Below are 17,150 nucleotides of genomic sequence, written 5' to 3'. Positions count from 1 at the left end.
ACAATAAAATTTAATGAGCCAACAAGAAGAAACAGGTTGTATTATTCCTTTAATTGCCATTGTCATAGTCTGTTTTATCGTTATCGTCTATTGGCAACTTATATTAACAACAATTATATTAGGAATTTTATTTTATATTCTTTTCCGTTATTGTTTTATCTCTTTCTTTTTATCTCCTAAATTAGAAAAAATTAAGAAAAGTAATGTAATCTTAATTTCTGAAAAAGTTAGTTATTTTATTCCCTTAAATGTTTTTGATGACTCAAGTCATGTAAATAAAGGCTTTTTCAGTCATTTTCCTATCATTAAAAATAACGATATAACTATAAAAATAAACAACATAGTATATAAATTGATTCATTCAATGCAATGGAAAGTAGAATATTTGCTACCAGAAATTCAAGAAAATGATTTAGTCTTCAATTCTTTTCAATGTAATTTAAATGAAGTACATTTTATAAATACAAAACACCAATTAAAAGATTTAGATTATCAAAGTATGATACAAGTTTCTGAGCCTATTAAAATACTAAAACTTAAGATTGAACCTCAAATAAATGAATTTTATAAACAACTTAATGAATTAGATAAACTTGAAAAACTAGCTTTAAGCTCTGAAGTGTTTGCGGGGAGAGTAGAATGGTTTAAAAGAGCAAAAATACAAATTCAAAATTTAATTGATGAAACAAAAAAAATTGAGAACCAATCCCTAAAATTTATTAGAGAAACTCTCATTGGACAAAAGCTAGCACAATTTGATCCTGAAAATTTACCAGATATAAATAATTGGAATTTAGCTGTTGGGAATCACTTCAATGATATTAAAGATAAATATCAAACCTTAAAAGTGGAAATCAATACTTATGATTCTTTGAAGAATTAACTATGATATTTAAAATTCCACTCAACCAACCAACGATCGCACTTTAAGCACATTGATATAAAAAGGGGCGATCGCACTTATAACAAAACAGAAAAAGTGAGCGAGACATTTACTAAAATTGTAAAATTGATTAAAGGAAAAGAAGTCAAAATATCGGCTCATGGCTATGATGAATTGGCAAATGATAATATTTTTATTAGAGACATTCTCACGAGTATAGACCAAGCTCAGATTATTGAAGATTATCCCGACTACGGAAAAGGAGCTTGTGTATTGCTATTACAACAAGATATTCATGATCAACCAATTCATACAGTATGGGGAATACCAAAAAATGCTGATTCTCCTGCCGTTTTAATCACTGCCTATCGTCCAAGTTTAGATCGTTGGGGAAAAGACTACAAAACTCGAAAATAAAAACTATGAATAATACAAAAACCCAAACTAAAATTATCCGTCAAGGGGAATATATCGCCGAAATTGATGTCACTCTTACTTATACTGACGAAGATTGGTCTCCTTATTTATCTCTTGAAGAGGCAGAAAAACTAGATAATTTACGCTTTGCCTTACAAAATAATGATCTGAAAACGGCGACTCAACTTGCTCATATTTATCGACTAACTCCTGTTATTTTAACGGCGTAATTAAAGCGGAATAACAATTTGATTTTTTTTTGATAATGTAACTTCTAACATATTTTTAAATTATAATCAGTATTGCATTTATACATTAAATCTCATTTTAACATTAACTTTTTTCTATTTTTTCCTATTATTAATAACCTTCAAAACGTTAGAGAAGACCGATCGCACCATAAAATGTTAAACTTTTATTCCTAATTCATAATTTATCTGTGGAAAAACCTTATCAAAAAATACCAATTAAAGAATGTGGAGAAGAATTAATACCCATTCCTGAAAATATATTCACCGTAGAAAATCCCCCACCCTATCAAAAGTTAGGCGCTGATTATGGGGGGAAATCTCCTTTTTATCTTCGTAAAAGTGTTGTGGATGCTTTAATAGTTGCCCAACAAAAATTACAGGAATTAAAACCCCAATGGCGACTCAAAATTTTTGATGGTTATCGCCCTATTGCGGTACAGCAGTTTATGGTGGACTACACTTTTAGGCAAGTATGTCAGATGAAGGGTTTGAATAAAAGTCAGTTAAACCCTACCCAAGAAAAAGAGGTATATGAGGAAGTTTATAAAATTTGGGCGATTCCTAGTCATAATCCCCTTACCCCCCCTCCCCACAGCACAGGGGCAGCGGTAGATTTAACCTTGTTGGATGAACAGGGAATAGAGGTTGATATGGGAGGAGAAATTGATGAATTGTCAGTGCGATCGCACCCTAATTATTATCAAAATACTCCCAACCCCTTAGAAAAAAAGTATCATCACCATCGAACTATACTCCTCCAAGCCATGGAAGCTGGGGGTTTTGTCCGTCATCAAGGGGAATGGTGGCATTTTTCCCTCGGCGATCAAATGTGGGTATGGTTAGAAAATTCCATAAGTCCCACTTCCCAAGCAGATGCCTTTGGGGTTGCCCGTCAATCTACCGTTGGTTATGCCAAGTATGGTGGAGTGCTGATGAAGTAATCCATTAGAAACTATCAAAACTTACAACTTCAGAAAAATCTAATTGTCCAGAACGAGGATTAGCCCCTTCGATGGCTTTTCCGACTACAATCATAAAAGAAAGAATATAATCTTCAGGTAAATTAATAATTTCTGCCACTTTATGGGGGTCAAAACCAATCATCGGGCAAGTATCGTAACCCATGGCTTTGGCGGCTAACATAATATTTTGTCCTGCCATACCAGAAGAGCGCATCACCTCATCCCGTTGTAACTGGGGTTTATCATTATAAAAACCACCAATCATAGGCACAATCTGCTCTTGTACTTTTTCGGGGGTATTACGCCAATATCTTTGGGGATCTTTTTCCGATGCTTTTAAATCTCCACAAATCACAACTACAATGGAAGCGTCACTCACTTGAGCTTGATTGAAAGAAACCGCTTTTAATTTATCTTTGATTTCTTGATCTTTAACCACTACAAAACGCCAATTTTGCATATTAAAGGAAGTAGGGGAAAGTAAAGCCTGTTCCATCAAAGTATTAATTTCTGAGTCCGTCATTTTATGATTAGGATCATACTTTTTAATTGATCTTCTTTCTCTAATAGCGGTTAAAGTATCCATAATGTAATTGTTTCCTTAATAATTTACAACTTAACATTACTTAATATAACAAATATAGATAATCCTCGATAAGTCTTGATTGATTTGAGAAGGTATGTTCAAATTTTGTTTGTTGGGAGTTTATTATTAATAATCAATTATCAATTATCAATTATTTATCATGGGTTGGTTAACTAAAACTTCTTTTACTGTGGCTTTTTTGTTTTTACCTGAAATCGTTGCTCCCGTCGTTACAAATAATTTATGTAGTTTAATGGCGATCGCCAATCAGGCTAGTAATTTCGGCAATCGTGGGAATAATGGTGTAACGGGCGCCGATGGAAATAATGGTAGAAACAGTGAAAGCATGACTATCTTTGCCGATGGCTCTCCCCTAAACCTAAACCTAGCAGGGCAAAACGGCACTAGGGGGGAAAATGGTACTAATGGCACAAGGGCATTATGTGAAAGCCAACCTCAGAATCCTCGACAAAATTTACAAGGTGCTACGGGGGGCAGTGGCGGTGACGGTGGCAATGGTGGTGATGGGGGTAATGGTGGTAATTTAACTATTTATGCCACTAATCGAGAAGATTTGAGACAAATTGCGGTCAATGCTTCCTCTGGGCAAGGGGGAGATGGGGGCGATGGGGGCAGAGGGGGTGATGGCTGCCAGTGTACTCAGTCATTCTGGACGGTGGAAACCTGTACGGGGCGCCCCGGCACTCCTGATTATAGTTGTGGTACTCAAGAGTTTCGTTGTATTAATGGCGATACGGGACAAAATGGGCGCTCTGGTAGGGCTGGAAGGACGGGAAATATGGGTAGTCTCACTTTAATTAATAGTAGTACCCCTTTACCCCCAGATCGTCTCACTGCCTCTGTAACCATGGCAGAGTTGAAGGACAGGGGTTTTAGTTTATCAAAAAATATTTGGGAAAATCGCACAGGGGCAACAAATTTATTTGCTTCGGGTTCTATTATTGCGGATCAATATTTAGAGTTGGTGGAAAGGGTAGAAAATTCCGTGGTCATGATTTGGAATGCTCCCCAACCTTTTGAGTCTATGGGCGATCGCACCGTAACCCTAAACCTACAAGACGATCGCACCGTGGATCTAACATTTCCCGATGATGTATGGTTACAGACCAACATAGTACCAAAAAATCAAGTAACCGAGGTATTTGTTTTTAACGCCATTCCCCTAAGTCAAACCACCCGATTAACCAGTGAAGGAATATCAGGATTAGGTTTAGGATTGCAAATGGAAATAGTCGATCAAGCCCAAATTTCCGATGTCATCAATACTCGTTTCAGGGTTCGATATAGCACCTCCTCCCCATCCTCCCGTAACATCAACCAAAGACAAAGGGGCGACTTTACCCTACGCTATGAAGGAGAAATCCCCCCACAACTGGTAAACTATCAGAATAACCGATTTACCCTTAATATTGGGGAATTAGATATTGATCCTCGCCATTTACAAGCAGACACCCCCATTCAAATCGAATTAGAGATTATTCGCACCCTAGACAACAATCAATCAACCCAAACCATCACCGAAAGAAGAACACTCGGTCCATTCCGCTAAATCTTCAGGGGTATTGCAATTAAACAAAACCCTCTTATCTTTGACCATAAGGGGGCTTACTTTTTCCTTGGCTAGCCATGGCTGAAAAGATTTATTTCCCTGCCCCAAAGACTCTCGTAAAGAAGCAAGACAACTACGACGATAAAAACCGCATAAACAATCCCACCCTTTACCATGGGGAGGCAACAAAGCCGTAATCTCTGGTGATAGGGAAGGTAGCAACCCTAACCATGACTTAATCTCTTGGCTATGGAGATAAATTAAATCGCAGGGTAACAGTAATACCCATTCAGTGTTGATAAAGGATAGTCCATGGGCAAAAGCCACCAAAGGGCCTTGGTAAGGATGAGGTTCGATGATTAACGGAGCATCCTTGGGTAAAATGGGCTGGTATTGATGTTGTGACGAGGTGATTATAAATACTTGTTCACTCAATTCTCTGGCAATGTGATATGTCTTGGTAAGCAGATATTGCCCATCTATCTTTAATAATGCTTTGTCTTTTCCCATACGAGAGCTTTTACCCCCTGCCAAAATCAAGACTGATACCATGATGATTTAGTTTTCTATTTTAACAAAAATGTCAAAAAAAATTCCCCATCCCTCTATAGGGTAGGGATGAATTTTTGACCAAAAAAGAAAGACATTGCGTAGCAATTCCTTATTCTCTACCGCCTTTTTGCTCTTCTATATAAGTCTTGATGGTGTCTAAAGAAGCACCGACCCAGGAAACGATACACTTAGAGTCATGCCACAATTTTGCCGACTTACCCCAGTAAAAACGACTAATTTCACTGGGGTATTTTTGTCGAAGGACTCTGCTACTAGCTGATTTGAGAGAGCCAATGAGGTTGGAAATATTATTATCAGGGTGTAAGTCTATCAACAAATGAAGATGATCTGGTTCTCCGTTGCATTCTAGCAACCTCGACTGATTTGTTCCCAACACCCTTTGGAATACTACTTGGCAATCTTCTATCATTTGTGCTGTCAATACTTGACGGCGATATTTAGTAACAAAAACGATGTGCAAGTGAATAGAAAAGACCGAATGCGCCCCACTTCTTAGTTTTGTTTTCATCCTTGGCAATTTTATTTATTTATGATATTATTATAACCACTGGTCAAATAAATAAGAAAGACTTTTAGTATATGGCAACTAGGAGATATACTTTTCGACTCTACCCCAACAAAGCTCAGGAGGTGAAGCTATTAGAAGCTAGAAGGCTTCATGCTTATCTTTACAATGCCTGTATAGCTGACAGAAAGTATCAGTATAGTGTCAACAAAAAGTCGGTTAGTTATTTTGAACAGCAAAATTGCCTACCACAATTCAAAGATTGTTGGATAGAGTACAAGAGTTTGCACTCTCAGAGTCTTCAGGCAACGGTAAAACGGGTGGACTTGGCTTATAATTCCTTTTTATTGGGGATTAGAAAAAGACCTAGGTTCAAATCAATCCGAGATTATAGTGGTTGGACTTATCCCGCTAAGAGTGGCTGGAAAGCAAATACTAATGGCAAACATGGAAGTCTTACTTTGAACGACCTCAAGGTCATCTTAAGAATGAGAGGTCAAGCTAAAGTGTGGGGAGTTCCCACAACCCTGACTATAGTGTACCGCCCTTATTTGCAACAATGGTTTGCTTCTATTACTGTCAATGTTCCTGATGTTCAACCTAAGTACGGATCTGAGTCAGAGTTGGAATATAAAGAGGTGGTTGCGTGGGATGTAGGCTGTCTTTCTGCTCTCACCCTTTATGATGGTAAAGACTTCAGGGAAGTAGAAAACCCTAGGTTTACCCAAAGAACGGAGCAACAAATCAAGAAAGAGTCCAAGAAACTACGCCGAAAGCGCTCTCCCAACCACAAGAAAAAAGTAAAAGGCTCTAACCGTTGGAGGGAGCAACGGAAAAAGATTTCCCAACTTCAAAGAAAGTGTGCTAATCAACGTAAGGATTGGCAACACCAAGTCACGTCAGAGATTGCTAGTCGTTATGACCTCGGCGTGACCGAAAAATTGAACGTAAAAGGGATGACCCGTAAAGCTAAGATCAGTAAAGGTCGTAAGCAAAAAGCAGGACTAAACAAGTCTATTCTTTCTGTAGGTTTTGGTGAACTCAATAATATGCTCACCTACAAGATAGAAGAAAAGGGCGGTATAGTCCTGCAATTAAATACGAAAAAAATAAAACCATCTCAGCGTTGTCCTCAGTGTGGCACAGTCCATAAAGAATGGGCGGTACTCTCAAATCGTTATCACGTTTGTGAATGTGGGTTTGAGTCTGGCAGGGATGAAAGTGCTGCGATGGTTATGTATAACGTTGCTGTTGGTAAGCAACTGGGGTTGGGAATCCGCCTCACAGACGCTGATGTTGCTAGCTCTGTCTCTAAGACCCGTAAGCATACGGGATCTATGAGAAAACTAGGACAGATGAAGCGTCAAAGCTCTATTCCTAATAAGGGTGAGGTTTTAGAAACCCCACCCTCAACAAAGTAGGGTGGGGTAGTTCATTCAAAATATGGTTAGTAGAATTAGAGTTGACCAAAGTAAAGCCTCTTTTGTCCAGAGTTTAATTTTTAACAACGATAACCCAGAGGGGATATTTGAAACCTATGCAGATATTATGGCATTTGCTGCCTCCGTGGGTAAAAAATATGATTGTCGTTTACCCCTAGAACATATTGCCCAAGAGCCTTCCCCCATCAGTTTCGATGTGTTTATCTCCCGTGGTTATGATTTACTCATTAATGTTTTGGCTATTACCACGATGGGTAATTTAGATGTGTTTGCGGAGGATGAAAATGGGGAGGATAAGATAACTATTTTTGAACAATATGCCAATGGTGGTTTATCCTATTTACAGGAACAGTTAACAGGGGCGATCGATTATCAAGAAAGGCTTTTGCTATTGCTCAATCAAGAAAGAAATCATCGAGGTACTGGTCAAGAGTTTGATTTGAGTCGCTTTTTGTAGTACGACATACTTTCATTATCTTTTTTTCTTTTTGCTTGGTAGTAAAGGGGCGGTTAAATTTTCATATAAATTAAACAAAAATTCGATACGGTTTAACTCACTATTAAAAACTTGTTTTGTGTAACATAAATCTACTGCTTTGTCAAGATTTTGATGGGCTTTTAATAAGTCTGGGGGCATGGTAAGGGGATCATATAAATCTGCTAAACTACACCCTTTTTCTTTGACAGAAACATCGGAATTATCTAAGTTTGACTCTGGGGAAGGGTTCATATATTTATCCCTTATGTCCAAAACATTTTGGGCTAATTTAGCCACTTTTTCTCTCTGTTTTGCTGTCACGTTTTCAGGAAAGGGATAGTTGTTATAAACAATGGTATTTGAGTAACGATAATCGCTTTTTAATCTACCACACACATATTTAACCCATGTCATGTGCATCCGTGAGGTTAAAATTCCGAATAAAAATAAATCAGCATCAGGAATGATTAAACAAAGATTGCTTGTAATAATTTCTTTAGAAATAAAGCCAATAGGAATATATTTCCTATTTTCTGATGATACACTCGGAATAATAATATAATCGGTTTCTTTATGAGAAATAAATGCAAATCTTGTAGGTGTTAAAGCTAATTCTCTTGTTTCTTTTCTTTTACTATTTAATCTAAATTGCTTAACTTTTTCTACCCTATCATAAATTTTCTTATTCTTTTTTAATTCATTAGGAGTTATATTTTCTAACCATAAACACCATCGATTAACATTATTAATAAATTCATAACTTCCTATATATTTACGAATAAATTTATAACTATTAGCTTCTAATAAAAACTGATTTAATTCCTCTTGTGTTTCGATAATAAAATTTCCGCCATCAATAGGTTGATTTCCAAATTTAATAGTAGGTACATTAGCAGTAGACTTACTTCTTCTCAAAACAACTAAATCATTTCCTTCCACTAAATAAGGATTAATATTTTTAACTACTTTTTCTGTAGCTTCTGCCCTGATGTCCAGATAATCAAAAAGCCTTTTTTGGGGAGTATCAAAATTAGCAAAACCGATAACAACACAATAAACCGCAGCATTTCCCTTGGCTTCATTACTCCATTTAAAGGTGCGGTGGGCAAAATGAATTTTGATGTTATATTCATTAAACAAAACATTCCATAAGATGCCCACTTGTTCACCCTGAGAAATAGAATTGGTACTTACAAAAGCACAACGAATCTGCGTATTTTGTATCAACTGGGATGCCTTGAGATACCATGCACACACATAATCTAAAACCCCAGCTCCCTTTATCCTCCCAAAGATAAAATTCATATCCGCTTTTTGTTCGGAATTTTGTAGATGCTTACCGACAAAGGGGGGATTACCGAGAATAAAATTTAAATGTTCTTTATCAATAATGGTTTCCCAGTCAATTTGTAGCGCATTACCATGGGTAATTTTAGCAGACTTTTTGAGGGGTAAACGAACAAAATATTGTCCAAACTCATGGCTAACTTTAACATTCATTTGATGATCAATTAACCACATTGCTACTTCGGCAACCCTAACCGCAAATTCATCGTATTCGATGCCATAAAATTGATCTACATCTACTTTGATAATATTACTAACATCTAATTCTAATTGTCCTTTTTTATTTAATTCCTTCAGGACTAAAATTTCTAATTCCCTTAATTCTCGATAACTAACAATCAAAAAATTACCACAACCACAGGCAGGATCTAAAAATGTAAGATTAGCTAGTTTTTCTTGAAATTGTTTAAGTTTATTTTGGTTGTTTTTTACCTTGTCAAATTCATCATATAAATCATCTAAAAATAAAGGTTTGATAACTTTTTGAATATTTTTCTCTGAGGTATAATGCGCCCCTAAATTCCTTCTTTGATTTGGATTCATCACCGCCTGAAACATCGAACCAAAAATGGCGGGGGAAATTTTACCCCAATCCAAGGCACAGGCTTGGAATAACATTTCTCGCATTTCACTATCAAAGGAGGCAGGGGGTAATACTTCCTCGAATAGTTTGCCGTTGATGTAGGGAAATTGGGCTAAGTTTTCATCTAGGTTAGTTAATCTTTTGGCTTCTGGTTGATTCAACACATAGAAAATAGAGCCGATGTGCATGGCTAAATCGCTACCATCTTCTTTGGTATGTAAATCGATATAGTCTCGGAAAATGCCTTTGTTAAAGATGCCCGTATCATCAGCAAATAAACAAAACAATAAACGTACTAAATATACTTCTAGTTCATGTCCTTTATAACCTATATTTAAAAGGCGATCGTGTAATTTTCCCATCAATTGTGCTGCTTGAATGTTGACAGGATCACTTTCTTTATATTCCCTTTTTTTATACCCTGCTATGAAGTCGAATAAGTGAACGTTATTAACAAATTCCTGTAGTTCAAATTCGCAATTTTTATTGGTTTCTAAATCATATAATTTAAACCTAGCAAAGTCGGAAACTAGAATATATTTAGGTAGTTCATGATCTTTTAATCCGGGGAAATAGTCAATGGCTTGTTGATAGGCTTTTTCTAAATCTTTGCCCTTAGATTTATGCTCAACTAAAATCACTCCTTTCCATAACAAGTCAATGAAACCTTGTTTTTTATTTAACTTTTTAACGGATTGTTCAAAGGTGGCTACCCTCCTTCGGGAGACTCCAAAAACATTGAAAAAACCATCCCAAAATGATTTTGCTTCCGCATTTTCTGAGGTTTCATTTTCCCATTCTCTACTAAAGTTTAAGGCTCTATTTTTGATTTCATTCCAACTTAAGGGCATCTGATTTCTTTGCTTCAAGGTAAAGGGCATTGGGCAATATATAACCACAATAAACTAAAAAGTCCAAGGGCGATCGCATCGGTGTAACCCCCACTTAAAACCTAACCTCAGATAATCTGTTGCAAATGGAGGATTTGAGATTTTCAGGGGAGCTAAATTCAGTTATCCTCAAATTTGATACCATGGAAAAAGATTTAACAAAAGTTAACACAATCAATTTTCATCATTATGACTACTAAAGTAAAAAAAACCGATGCCGAGTGGAAAGAAATTCTCACCCCCGAACAATTTGAAGTAACCAGAAAACACGGCACAGAAAGAGCTTTTACAGGGAAATATCACGATAACAAAGAAAAAGGAATTTATAAATGTGTCTGTTGTGGTACAGAACTATTTTCCTCGGATACTAAATATGATTCTGGTACTGGCTGGCCTAGTTTTTGGCAACCTTCTACCGAAGAAAATATTGCCTACAAGAGCGATGTTAGTTTTTTCATGAGACGTACAGAGGTATTATGTGCCAATTGTGATGCCCATTTAGGTCATGTTTTCAATGATGGGCCTGCCCCCACAGGAAAAAGATATTGCATGAATTCCGCTGCTTTAGATTTTGTTAAAGCTGAGTAGTTATACCGAGTCCGATTTATTGTTTATGGGCAATGGGCTTAAGCCCATTGTTTGCTCTCTTAGTATGTTTTTGTGTCCAGTATTGGTTAATTTTAAAGTGGGTAATCCATGCCCACCCTAACGGACTTCCTTTAATGGTTGCTTTTTTTTCGTACCTATGTTAAAATAGTGAACTGATATTCAATCATCTAGGGTGCGTAGCTCAGTTGGATAGAGCAACTGCCTTCTAAGCAGTCGGCCACAGGTTCGAATCCTGTCGCACCCGTTTAATTTATGGGTAATGAAAGGGTAAAACAACTTCCTTCATCCACCTTAGAGGTAAACGTTATGTTTCCGCCGTGCAATTTGGCTAACTCTTGAGAGATAACTAATCCTAGCCCAGTACCTTTTTCTAAGTCATGGACATGGGTTTTTATTTGAGAAAAGGGTTTAAATAATTTATGGTAGTCTTCTGGTTTTATTCCCATTCCTGTGTCAATTACAGAAAATTTAATTGTTTTATCTTCTAAAAATACTTTTAGGGTTATTGAGCCTTTTTTGGTAAATTTTACAGCATTGGAAAGTAAGTTAATTAATATCTGTTTAATTTTTCTTTCATCCCCATAGATGTAGTTAATATTTTCTTCAATTATTAGTTGAAGATTTAAGTTTTTATGGAAGGTTTTTATCTGGATAAAGGATAAACAGGATTGACATATTTTTTTAATGAATACCTTTTCTAAATATAGTTCTTCTTTTTTTGCCTCTAGTTTTGCTATATCTAGTAAATCGATTACTAATTCTAAAAGATAATTTGCTGATTCATAGATGGCGTTTACATATTGAAGTTGTTTGGGGTTTAATTCTCCATAAATTTCCTGTTTTAACATTTTGGAAAAGCCTATCACTGAGGAGATAGGAGTTCTAATTTCATGGTTTATTTTTGATAAGTAGTTACTTTGATTTTCTTTTTCTTTACTTAAGTCTTCTTGTTTTTTCTGAATATCAAGATTAATAAATAATAGAGCTAAATTTTGTGAAATTATTTTAATTAACTGACTATCATTAAATTGAGATAATTCTTCTGGGGTAATGTCTAATAATATGGTGGCGATTATTTGATTACGGTACGAAATAGGAAAAAGATATAAAGTGTTAATAGTGGGTTGATGAACTGATGAAAGTTGATCGAGGGAAATTTTATGATATTTTTTTTCTATACTAGGATGACATAGGATTTGTTTCAGGTTAGGACATTGATTAATTTGTATGATGATTTTTTGGCTATTGAGCAAGTTATCACCATAAACTAATTCATGGCTAAAATGAAGAGATTGTGGGTTAAAGTGGGTAATGATAAAGGTTTTGAGGGAGTATTTTTGGGCTATTAAACCATGGATATATCGACAAAGTATCTCAGGTTTATCCCTTTCTAAGGCTAAAAATAACTGTTCTTGAATTTGGTTTAGATGGATGTTTTGAGGTTGCAACTAATTTTCTCTAATGTCTCAAAATTGTCGGCGGGAAAAAATCACAATGCTAATGGTGAGTAGCAATATTACGTATAATAAGGCATAAATTAGACTGTTAATTAATTCTCCTGTGGGGGGTAGTATGTTATATACTGCTTCGTTTTTTAGGTTTAATCTTTCTAAGTCTGGGAGAATTAAAAATAAGGTTCTAGTTAAGTTTTCAATACTTTCATTTTCGGTAATTTTACCTAATTCTAATAAATCTCGGCTCAAATGCCCCATGACATAAACCCCGAAACTAAGCAGGGTGGCTAAAATGGAGCTAGTAAATACCCCGAAGGTAATGGCAACGGCGGTTAGCAGGGACAATTCTAGGATGATATAAACTAGGGCGATTAATAGACTGCCTAGGGGATATTCTACTCCTGATATTGTCATTATTCCTAAGTATAGCACGGTCATGACCCCTACTAAAATGGTTAGTACGGCCACTAGACCTATATGTTTTCCGATGATAAATTCGGCAGTGCTAATGGGTTTTGGGACTAGGATGAGGACGGTTTTTTTCTCGATTTCTTTGTTAATTAATCCTGTGCCGACGAAAATGGCAACAATGACTCCTAGTAGGTTTATGGCACCGATACCTAAGTCTAATAATATTTTATCGTCTGCACTGACGGCGATGGAGGGCAGAATGCGGGAAGCTAGTAGTAAGAGTAGGGCGAAAAAGCCGATAACATATAATATACGATCTCTAATTACTTCTCTAAAACCGTTATGGGCGATCGCAATTATTCTAGTTATGTTCATATTCGATAATAATGATTAATTTTACCGATTAAGGGATAGTCAATGGAAAGGATAGTTTTTTTGTGTACTAATAAATAATCATAGTAAATTTTGGTATCTATTTTACTATAAATTCTCAAACTGACTCAAAACTAGGGATAAAAGACTAATTTTGATAACAAGGGAAAGTTCATATTAGCAGATCAGGTTCAGCAATCCGAGGTAAGATGTCAGTACAGATAAGATTTATTCCCTTATGGGTTTTGATATTGATAACCTAGAGTAATTAAGTTAAATTAAACTCCATGATATTGATAAAAACATAGAAGGAATAACCTGAAATTAACTACTTAATAAATTAGTTGAGGGCAAACAGTAAACAAATTATTACCAAAAATTACCATGAATATTCAAACCCCAAATTGGGTAAAAGATGCGGTTTTTTATCAAATATTTCCTGATAGATTTGCCATGGGAAAACCAGAAAAATCCTACCCCAACTATTGGCAATCATCGAATCTTCAACCATGGGAAAACCCTCCTACGCTACAAAAATATAAAGGGGGAAATTTCTGGGGCATAGTTGATAAACTAGACTATTTACAAGACTTAGGGATTAATGCTATTTATTTTACCCCTGTATTTCAATCTACTTGTAATCATCGTTATCATACCCATGACTATTATCAAATAGATCCTCTTTTGGGGGGAAATTATGCCTTTCAAGAGTTTTTAACCCAAGCCCACAAACGTAATATAAAAGTTGTTTTAGATGGTGTTTTTAACCATGTAGGAAGGGGTTTTTTCTTTTTTAATGACATCCTAGAAAATGGACCTCATTCCCCTTGGCTAGATTGGTTTAAGGTGGAAAAATGGCCTATCTCCGCTTACAATGGGGCATTTCCTGCTAACTATGCTTCTTGGGTGAATAATCGAGCTTTACCCCAGTTTAACCATGGTAACCCTGAAGTGAGGGAATATATTATGCAGGTGGCAGAATATTGGTTAAATCAAGGCATCGATGGATGGCGCTTAGATGTACCTAACGAGATTGAGGAAGAAGGTTTCTGGCAGGAATTTAGGACTAGGGTAAAAGCCGTTAACCCTGATGCTTATATTGTGGGGGAAATTTGGACTGATGCCCGTCAGTGGCTTGATGGTAGTCAGTTTGATGGGGTAATGAATTATTTATTTACCGCTCCTACCATGGCTTTTTGTGGGGGCGATCGCATATTATTAGAACATGTAGAAATTCCCTGTTATGAGCCATACCCTGCCATCAAAGCAGAAGCATATCAACAAAAAATAGAAACATTGTTGAGTATGTATGACTGGGAAATTAACCTAACCCAACTCAACCTCCTCGCTAGTCATGACACCGCCCGACTACTAACCATTGCAGGAAACGACAAAAAAACCGTCGAACTATGCACCCTAATGTTACTAACATTCCCCGGCGCCCCCAGCATTTACTATGGCGATGAAGTTGGCTTACCCGGTGCATTTGATCCCGATTCCCGTCGGGGTTTTCCCCATGAACAACTATGGGACAAAAATCTTTTCACCTATCACAAAGAATTAATTAACCTACGTCATCAATACCCTGCCCTCAGACGGGGGAAATATCAAGTATTGTTTGCCAAGGAAGATATTTATATCTTTAGCCGTAACCTAGATGAACAAAAAATAGTCATCGCTGTTAATAACAGCACCCAAGCCCAAACCACCACCATTGAAATAAACCATCACATTGACAAAATTTTATTCGGAGATGGCACATTTTCCTGTAAACAAGAAAACCAAAAACACCATTTAACCGTTGCCCTCAACGCTCGTAGTGGTATCATTTTGATTTAACGAGCTGATTTGTAACTCATACTTTTATTTATTGTTTATGGGCAATGGGCTTAAGCCCATTGTTGGTTTTATTAAGGAGTGAGTCTAAACCCCTTGTTAGTCAAATGTTTAACTATCAATTAAGCCCTTAGAAATTAAAAGACGCTCTCTTTTTTTCCGAGCAATTTCTTGTAAACTAATGGTTTTATCCGTCTCATCCACAATATCCCCCGTCAAAATTTCTAACACATCCTCAAGGGAAACTACCCCCGAAACTCCCCCATACTCATCAATAACAACCACCAAATGTTGGCGGATACTTTGAAATTTTTTGAGTAGGTAATCAGCCCTCATGGTTTCAGGAACAAAATTAGCAGGGCGAGTTAACTGGGCAATAGTTTGATCCTTTTTTCCCTCAATAATTGCCCGTAAAAGTTCTTGTTTGAGAGCCGTACCGATGACATTATCAATGGTATCTTGGATAATTAAAATGCGGGTGTGTTCAGAATTAATAATAAAATCTTGACATTCCCCCAAGGTTAAATCCCCTTTAAGGTAAGTAAGTAAAATTCGGGGAGTCATTAAATCCGATGCCGACAAATCATTAAGATGAAAAACTCGGTGAATCATTTCCGCTTCATCCGCCTCAATAACCCCTTCAGTTCTACCAATACGGGTTAAAAATCTAATTTCTGTTTCATTGGTAGTGGGCAAAACCTGCCCCTTGGTGAGGGGTTGAGTTGCTTTTTCTAATAGCCAGACAAGGGGAGTGAGGATTAAAGTGAGGTATCTAATGGGTAGAGCAATAATTAGAGACAAAGGCTCTGCGTATCTTTGCCCGAGGGTTTTGGGTAATATTTCAGCAAAAACAATAATTAAAAAAGTTAGAACTCCAGAAAAAACCCCTAACCATTGATCTCCTAATTTTTGGCTAACCGTACCACCGATAACGATACTACCCACAATGTTAAATACATTATTTAAAATAACGATGGTGGCAATGGGACGATTAATTTTTTGTTTTATTCTCAACAGGGCTAGGGCAGGGGGGTTTTTAGACTGCGCCCACTGCTTTACCCTAATCTCCGATACAGATAATAGTACCGTTTCAGATAAGGAACAAATCGCCGATCCTAACAATACTATTAAAACTACAAATATAAGAGTGAGCATTCCTTAAACTTTAGTTTCCAAGGACTTTAAATACTCAGTATTAACTCCTGATTCCCTTGTGAGGGCTATTTTACCCGTACGGGAAATTTCTTTGATGCCAAATTTGCTCACCATGGAAATAATGGCAACCATTTTACCCGGATCCCCTACTACTTCTAGGGTTAGGCTATCTTCTGCTATGTCCACCACCCTAGCTCTAAATACTTGGGCTACCTGTAACAATTCACCCCTATTATTACTGTTGGTGTTTACTTTTACTAACATCAACTCCCTTTCAACACAGGGAATTTTGGTAATGTCGGTAACTTTGATGACATTAATTAACTTGTGGAGTTGTTTGGTTAGTTGTTCGATGGTGTCGTCATCCCCCGGTACTACCATTATAATTCTTGATACTCCTACTTGCTCGGTAGGGCCCACGGCTAAACTTTCTATGTTAAAACCACGTCTGGCGAATAATCCTGCAATTCTGGTCAATACTCCGGCTTCATCTTCTACTAGGACAGAAATGGTATGCTTCATTATTGATGCTTATAATTCTTGACAATAAACGACACTTTTTGTTTTGCTGGACAGGCTTTTACTCAATATGTCCTGACATCCCTATTATTTTACCGTAGTTTTTGTCTCTGGGGGGAGGTTGCTTATCTAAATAGTCGTCAGAATACCCCTCCTTCTAAAGGTGAGGGATGAATGGCGACCAGACTAACGAAACGCCCGATAGGGCATCTATAAAAATAATAGCGGTTTGAGTTAAACCACTACTACAATGAAAAATATCAAAAAACGTTCTAGTTAACCAGAACAAAAAGTAACTATGATAATA

General features: G+C 36.6%; 17 protein-coding genes and 1 tRNA gene. 10 read left to right on the top strand and 8 right to left on the bottom strand.

The features are described from left to right. Nucleotides 1-13: 13 nt before the first annotated feature. From ACXITR_RS13650 to ACXITR_RS13635, 4 genes are all read left to right on the top strand, one after another. Nucleotides 14-883: a hypothetical protein gene (locus tag ACXITR_RS13650; RefSeq protein ID WP_457997773.1), complete on the top strand. Its 870-nt coding sequence runs from the start codon at nucleotides 14-16 to the stop codon at nucleotides 881-883. Nucleotides 884-979: 96 nt separating this feature from the next. After that, a complete protein-coding gene (locus ACXITR_RS13645) occupies nucleotides 980-1,300 on the top strand; it encodes a DUF4258 domain-containing protein (RefSeq protein WP_457997772.1) in 321 nt (106 codons plus the stop codon). 5 nt (nucleotides 1,301-1,305) lie between these two features. Then, on the top strand, nucleotides 1,306-1,530 hold the full coding sequence (locus ACXITR_RS13640) for a hypothetical protein (RefSeq protein WP_457997771.1): 225 nt from the start codon (nucleotides 1,306-1,308) through the stop codon (nucleotides 1,528-1,530). A 209-nt stretch (nucleotides 1,531-1,739) separates the two neighbouring features. Beyond that, complete coding sequence (locus ACXITR_RS13635) at nucleotides 1,740-2,492, top strand: M15 family metallopeptidase (protein ID WP_457997770.1); 753 nt, start codon at nucleotides 1,740-1,742, stop codon at nucleotides 2,490-2,492. Nucleotides 2,493-2,496: 4 nt separating this feature from the next. On the opposite strand, the gene ACXITR_RS13630 is transcribed toward ACXITR_RS13635, so the two are convergent. Then, nucleotides 2,497-3,099 carry a nitroreductase family protein gene (locus tag ACXITR_RS13630; protein WP_457997769.1) on the bottom strand — a complete coding sequence of 201 codons (603 nt, stop codon included), beginning with the start codon at nucleotides 3,097-3,099 and terminating at the stop codon, nucleotides 2,497-2,499. A gap of 160 nt (nucleotides 3,100-3,259) precedes the next feature. On the opposite strand from ACXITR_RS13630, the gene ACXITR_RS13625 reads away from it, so the two are divergent. Beyond that, nucleotides 3,260-4,669: a collagen-like protein gene (locus tag ACXITR_RS13625; RefSeq protein WP_457997768.1), complete on the top strand. Its 1,410-nt coding sequence runs from the start codon at nucleotides 3,260-3,262 to the stop codon at nucleotides 4,667-4,669. Here the strand turns inward: ACXITR_RS13625 and ACXITR_RS13620 are convergent. Both ACXITR_RS13620 and tnpA read right to left on the bottom strand, forming a co-directional pair. Continuing rightward, nucleotides 4,622-5,221 carry a molybdenum cofactor guanylyltransferase gene (locus ACXITR_RS13620; protein ID WP_457997767.1) on the bottom strand — a complete coding sequence of 200 codons (600 nt, stop codon included), beginning with the start codon at nucleotides 5,219-5,221 and terminating at the stop codon, nucleotides 4,622-4,624. The two genes, ACXITR_RS13625 and ACXITR_RS13620, sit on opposite strands and share 48 nt — an antisense overlap. A gap of 109 nt (nucleotides 5,222-5,330) precedes the next feature. Further along, complete coding sequence (gene tnpA, locus ACXITR_RS13615) at nucleotides 5,331-5,750, bottom strand: IS200/IS605 family transposase (RefSeq protein WP_457997766.1); 420 nt, start codon at nucleotides 5,748-5,750, stop codon at nucleotides 5,331-5,333. 71 nt (nucleotides 5,751-5,821) lie between these two features. Between tnpA and ACXITR_RS13610 the strand changes: the two genes are divergently transcribed. Continuing rightward, entirely contained in the window at nucleotides 5,822-7,168 is a 1,347-nt protein-coding gene (locus ACXITR_RS13610) for an RNA-guided endonuclease InsQ/TnpB family protein (protein WP_457997765.1), read from the top strand. 22 nt (nucleotides 7,169-7,190) lie between these two features. Beyond that, nucleotides 7,191-7,646, top strand: coding sequence for a DNA phosphorothioation-associated protein 4 (locus tag ACXITR_RS13605; RefSeq protein ID WP_457997764.1), 456 nt, complete (start codon nucleotides 7,191-7,193; stop codon nucleotides 7,644-7,646). A gap of 15 nt (nucleotides 7,647-7,661) precedes the next feature. On the opposite strand, the gene ACXITR_RS13600 is transcribed toward ACXITR_RS13605, so the two are convergent. Then, nucleotides 7,662-10,448 (bottom strand): DNA methyltransferase, encoded by a 2,787-nt coding sequence (locus tag ACXITR_RS13600; protein WP_457997763.1) that lies wholly within the window; start codon nucleotides 10,446-10,448, stop codon nucleotides 7,662-7,664. 228 nt (nucleotides 10,449-10,676) lie between these two features. Between ACXITR_RS13600 and msrB the strand changes: the two genes are divergently transcribed. Both msrB and ACXITR_RS13590 read left to right on the top strand, forming a co-directional pair. Further along, nucleotides 10,677-11,075 (top strand): peptide-methionine (R)-S-oxide reductase MsrB, encoded by a 399-nt coding sequence (gene msrB, locus ACXITR_RS13595; protein WP_457997762.1) that lies wholly within the window; start codon nucleotides 10,677-10,679, stop codon nucleotides 11,073-11,075. Between the two features lie 191 nt (nucleotides 11,076-11,266). Continuing rightward, nucleotides 11,267-11,340 (top strand) — tRNA-Arg (locus tag ACXITR_RS13590). 1 nt (nucleotide 11,341) lies between these two features. Here the strand turns inward: ACXITR_RS13590 and ACXITR_RS13585 are convergent. Next, complete coding sequence (locus tag ACXITR_RS13585) at nucleotides 11,342-12,544, bottom strand: sensor histidine kinase (RefSeq protein ID WP_457997761.1); 1,203 nt, start codon at nucleotides 12,542-12,544, stop codon at nucleotides 11,342-11,344. Nucleotides 12,545-12,562: 18 nt separating this feature from the next. Further along, on the bottom strand, nucleotides 12,563-13,336 hold the full coding sequence (locus ACXITR_RS13580; RefSeq protein WP_457997760.1) for an ABC transporter permease: 774 nt from the start codon (nucleotides 13,334-13,336) through the stop codon (nucleotides 12,563-12,565). Between the two features lie 381 nt (nucleotides 13,337-13,717). On the opposite strand from ACXITR_RS13580, the gene ACXITR_RS13575 reads away from it, so the two are divergent. Then, nucleotides 13,718-15,172: a glycoside hydrolase family 13 protein gene (locus tag ACXITR_RS13575; protein ID WP_457997759.1), complete on the top strand. Its 1,455-nt coding sequence runs from the start codon at nucleotides 13,718-13,720 to the stop codon at nucleotides 15,170-15,172. Nucleotides 15,173-15,280: 108 nt separating this feature from the next. On the opposite strand, the gene ACXITR_RS13570 is transcribed toward ACXITR_RS13575, so the two are convergent. Beyond that, complete coding sequence (locus ACXITR_RS13570) at nucleotides 15,281-16,324, bottom strand: hemolysin family protein (protein ID WP_457997758.1); 1,044 nt, start codon at nucleotides 16,322-16,324, stop codon at nucleotides 15,281-15,283. A gap of 3 nt (nucleotides 16,325-16,327) precedes the next feature. Continuing rightward, nucleotides 16,328-16,846 carry an acetolactate synthase small subunit gene (gene ilvN / locus ACXITR_RS13565; RefSeq protein WP_457997757.1) on the bottom strand — a complete coding sequence of 173 codons (519 nt, stop codon included), beginning with the start codon at nucleotides 16,844-16,846 and terminating at the stop codon, nucleotides 16,328-16,330. Nucleotides 16,847-17,150: the final 304 nt, after the last annotated feature.

It is taken from the genome of Cyanobacterium sp. (assembly GCF_054166785.1).
Note: the sequence above shows the minus strand (reverse complement) of the source record. Positions and strands in the feature narration are given on the sequence as shown.